At 68.4% G+C, this 3,451-nt stretch carries 10 protein-coding genes; all 10 read left to right on the plus strand.

The annotated features are described in order from the left end of the window. Positions 1–13: 13 nt before the first annotated feature. Positions 14–175, plus strand: coding sequence for a hypothetical protein (locus tag ACLBKU_RS17575; RefSeq protein WP_410180866.1), 162 nt, complete (start codon positions 14–16; stop codon positions 173–175). Beyond that, a complete protein-coding gene (locus ACLBKU_RS17580; protein ID WP_410180871.1) occupies positions 172–537 on the plus strand; it encodes a hypothetical protein in 366 nt (121 codons plus the stop codon). The genes ACLBKU_RS17575 and ACLBKU_RS17580 overlap by 4 nt, the downstream gene beginning before the upstream one ends. Further along, on the plus strand, positions 534–692 hold the full coding sequence (locus ACLBKU_RS17585; protein WP_410180872.1) for a hypothetical protein: 159 nt from the start codon (positions 534–536) through the stop codon (positions 690–692). The genes ACLBKU_RS17580 and ACLBKU_RS17585 overlap by 4 nt, the downstream gene beginning before the upstream one ends. A 2-nt stretch (positions 693–694) precedes the next feature. Further along, on the plus strand, positions 695–1,402 hold the full coding sequence (locus ACLBKU_RS17590; protein WP_410180873.1) for a gp16 family protein: 708 nt from the start codon (positions 695–697) through the stop codon (positions 1,400–1,402). Beyond that, the gene (locus ACLBKU_RS17595; protein ID WP_410180874.1) at positions 1,399–1,548 is read left to right on the plus strand and encodes a hypothetical protein; all 150 of its coding nucleotides are present in this window, start codon (positions 1,399–1,401) and stop codon (positions 1,546–1,548) included. The genes ACLBKU_RS17590 and ACLBKU_RS17595 overlap by 4 nt, the downstream gene beginning before the upstream one ends. Next, positions 1,545–1,739: a hypothetical protein gene (locus ACLBKU_RS17600; protein WP_410180875.1), complete on the plus strand. Its 195-nt coding sequence runs from the start codon at positions 1,545–1,547 to the stop codon at positions 1,737–1,739. The genes ACLBKU_RS17595 and ACLBKU_RS17600 overlap by 4 nt, the downstream gene beginning before the upstream one ends. Continuing rightward, positions 1,739–2,101: a hypothetical protein gene (locus tag ACLBKU_RS17605; RefSeq protein ID WP_410180876.1), complete on the plus strand. Its 363-nt coding sequence runs from the start codon at positions 1,739–1,741 to the stop codon at positions 2,099–2,101. Before ACLBKU_RS17600 ends, ACLBKU_RS17605 begins: the two co-directional genes overlap by 1 nt. Continuing rightward, positions 2,098–2,472 carry a Mor transcription activator family protein gene (locus tag ACLBKU_RS17610; protein WP_410180877.1) on the plus strand — a complete coding sequence of 125 codons (375 nt, stop codon included), beginning with the start codon at positions 2,098–2,100 and terminating at the stop codon, positions 2,470–2,472. The genes ACLBKU_RS17605 and ACLBKU_RS17610 overlap by 4 nt, the downstream gene beginning before the upstream one ends. A gap of 59 nt (positions 2,473–2,531) precedes the next feature. Beyond that, positions 2,532–3,125: a lysozyme gene (locus tag ACLBKU_RS17615; protein ID WP_410180878.1), complete on the plus strand. Its 594-nt coding sequence runs from the start codon at positions 2,532–2,534 to the stop codon at positions 3,123–3,125. Continuing rightward, the coding region (locus tag ACLBKU_RS17620) for a hypothetical protein (RefSeq protein ID WP_410180879.1) at positions 3,122–3,451 on the plus strand (330 nt) is incomplete at its 3' end. The genes ACLBKU_RS17615 and ACLBKU_RS17620, both read left to right, overlap by 4 nt.

A 3,451-nucleotide genomic window follows, 5' to 3' on the forward strand; every position in this document is an offset into this window, starting at 1 on the left:
CTCCGACCCGGCGATGGTCAGCTTCATCCGGGAGATGGTCGGCAAGCCGGGCGCGCTGCGCGGTGCCACCTTCGTGCTCGAGGTCGCGCACATGCTCGCGGTGGCGCAGAGCTCGCCCGTCACGCTCCAGCACCTGCGCAAGGCCTGGCAGCAGAACTCGAGCACCGTGCTGTGAGCGGCGCCACCGGCAAGCTCTGCCCAGTGAAGGGCTGCACCGCGCACGCAAAACCCAACCAGCTGATGTGCTGGCCGCACTGGCGGCGTGTGCCGAAACCGCTCAACCGGGCGGTCTTCGACACCTACGCCGATGCGCGCGGGCGCGAGCTCGGCGGCGAGGCCCGGATCGATGCGATCCGCCGCTACCGGGAGGCGCGTGACGCCGCGATCGCTGCGGTCGAAGCCAAGGAAGCGGAGGAGCGGGAGTGCCCCTCGTCTCCGGACGGCAAGCACCAGATCGACACCAGTATGGAGTCCGGTCCGCACCACTGCTTCCATTGCGAGGCAAACATGCGGCCTGATGCACGGGTGCGGGGGTGATCAACCTCCTCGACCTCTACCGCGAGGCCGCGCGCGAGCTTGACGCCGCGGGCGGCCCGGGCACCGCCCGGTCCGAAGCGATCGGGATGTTCATCACCCTCGGCCTCTTCGCGATCCTCGCGATCGGCGTGGCCGCAATCACGGGAGACGCATGACCATGGCTCTTTCCCTTGTCTCGACCGCCCCGGCGCGGCCAGCTCGCTTCGATCCCCGCACCAAGCGTCGCAACGCGATGATCGGCAAGGTCCATGTCGGCAAGAAGGCCCTCAGCCTCGACGAGGACGACTATCGCCAGATCCTGATCCACGAGACCGGCAAGGCCTCGCTCAAGGATTGCTCTGAACGCGAGCTGGAGATGGTGCTCGACCGGTTCCGGGCGCTGGGCTGGAAAGACCTGCCCCGGCCCGCGGCCAAGGGCGTCGCGCAGAACCCGATGGCCCGCAAGGCCCGCGCACTGTGGATCTCGCTCTACCACCTCGGGTGGGCGCGCAACCGCGACGAGAAGGCGCTGGAGGCCTTCGCCAAGCGCCAGATCGGGTGCGAGCGGCTTGTCTGGGCCAAGCAGTCGGATGGCTACAAGCTGATCGAGGCCCTGAAGAAGCGGGCCGAGATCGAAGGCTGGGCGCAGACCGACGCGAGCGGCAACAACCTCTCCCCGCTGAAGCTGAACGAAGGCCTGTGCGAGGCGATCCTCGCCAAGCTGGTGAAGGCAGGCGAGGCGCGGCCGGACTGGACGCTCAACACCGCCGCGTGGCGGCTGTGCGGCGTCGAGCTGGGCGCGGATGGCCCGATGAACGCCGAGGCCTACCAGACCCTCGCCCAGCAGCTCGGCGCCAGGCTGCGCGCTGCGGGCGGTGCGGCATGAGGATCGACTGGTTCGATGTGGCACCCGGGTATGCGGGCTTCGGTCACCTGACGGCCACGCACGGCGCATTCCGCAGCATCTTCCGGACGCTGCTCCCCCACTCCATGCGCGCCGAGTTCTTCGGCGCCAGCGAGGTGCTGCCATGAACGCCCCGACCTACTTCGATCGGCCGGCGCCGCTCTGCTATCACGAGGGCGAGACCAACCGCTGCCCCCAGTGTGGCAACAAGGGCTGGCATGTCGGCCGCGTCACCGCCGAGTGCTCGCATTGTGGCACCCCGCTGCCGCTCGCCCATGCCACCATCACCGGGGCGCCGGCCGAGCAGGCTGTGCACTGATGGACCGGCTCGACCGTCACCCACCTTACGAGTACCTGGACGGCCCGCCGACCGGGATGCCGGACCTGTCGGACGACCCTGCGCTCAACGAGGCCTACGAACGTCTCAACGACCTGATCGAGCATCTTGAACGGAAGGACGATCCCGAAAGCTTTTGCGTCCCCTTGTCGGTCGAGACCGGTCTGTCGCCATATGACCTGACCCGCATCCTTCGTTGGCGGCGCAAGTGGCCGCATTGGCGCGAGCAGAAGATCATCCCGATCTTCATCATCCAGAAGGCAATGGCCTTGGAAGGGCTCCTCGGCCCTCAGGCGCAGGCCTTCTGGCAGGCCAACGACTGGACCCGGAACCGCGCCGGATGACCGAATCGCTCGTCTCGACCGGTTCGCGCGTGCTCGACGAGATCGCCGGGGTGATCGGCACCCGGGCGGCGCTCGTGCTGGGCTGCGCGTTCCGGGGTGAGCGGGTCTATATCCCCAAGAACCCGGCGCGCGAGCCGCGCATCGCCGAGGCGATCGGCGAGGAGCTGGCGCGCGCGCTGTGCGATGTGATGGGCGGCACGCCGCCGGTCTCGATCCCGGTGCGCGTCGTCCTCCACCATGCGGTCAAGCAGCACGCCGATGCCGGCATGACGCGGCGCGAGATCGCCCGTCACTTGAAAATCCGCGAGGCGCAGGTCTATGAGATCCTGAAGCGCTGGCGCGAGGACGAACGTCAGCCACGGCTCCTCTAGCGGGCTTGCTCCGCCCCCGGAGGTAACGGATTGCCTCCCTCCCGCCCTAGTCGCGGGACATGAGCACCACCCTCCTCAGCGAAAAGACTTTGCTCGAGATCGCCGAGCACGAAGGCCTCGTGCTCGAGGCCTATCGCGACAGCGAGGGCGTGCTGACGTGGGGCTTCGGCGTCACCAGCAAGAGCGGGCACCGGGTCGAGCGGTACGACACAACCCGCGGCGGCGAGCGTTCGACGATCGAGCGCGCGGTCGAGGTCTTCGAGTGGCTGCTGCGCACCAAGTACCTGCCCGAGGTGCTGCGCGCCTTCCGCGGCCGAACGCTGACCGAGGCGCAGACTGCCGCGGCGCTCTCCTTCCACTGGAACACCGGCGCGATCGGCGAGGCCGACTGGGTGCAGTCCTTCCTGAAGGGCCAGCGAGACCGCGCCTGGATCGAGTTCCTCTATTGGGCCAAGCCGCGCGAGATCATCGCCCGGCGCAAGGCCGAGCGGAAGCTGTTCTTCGAGGGTAGGTGGTCCGGTGACGGCGTCGTCACGATCTACGATCGCGTCAATCCGAAGGAGCCGCGCAACCCGGTGTGGAAGAGCGCGCGCGAGATCGACATCAAGGACGAGGTCCGCGCCGCGCTGCGCAACGCCGGGGGCGGTGCATGATCAGTTGGGGCGCGATCTGGACCGCGCTTCGCCTGTTCGGCGGAGGCGTGCTCGACGGGCTTCTGAGAGGCCTCTCAGCGGCCGGCAAGTGGCTCGTGAGCGATTGGCGCAACGGGCCGCTGGTGGCGCTCGCGCTGTTCGGCGCGTGGCACCAGTTCATCCTCAACCCCCGGATGAGCGCACTGCTCGAGCAGAGTCAGCAGCTGCTCACCGACACCCAGCTCGCCCACCTCGGGACCATCAGCAACTTCATCGACGCCAGCGCCAGAGCGAAGGCCGATGCCGAGGCCAACGCCGCGCGGGTGAAGGCCGAACAGGAAAGGATT

This window comes from Erythrobacter sp. NE805, assembly GCF_046452355.1.
GTDB lineage: Bacteria > Pseudomonadota > Alphaproteobacteria > Sphingomonadales > Sphingomonadaceae > Erythrobacter.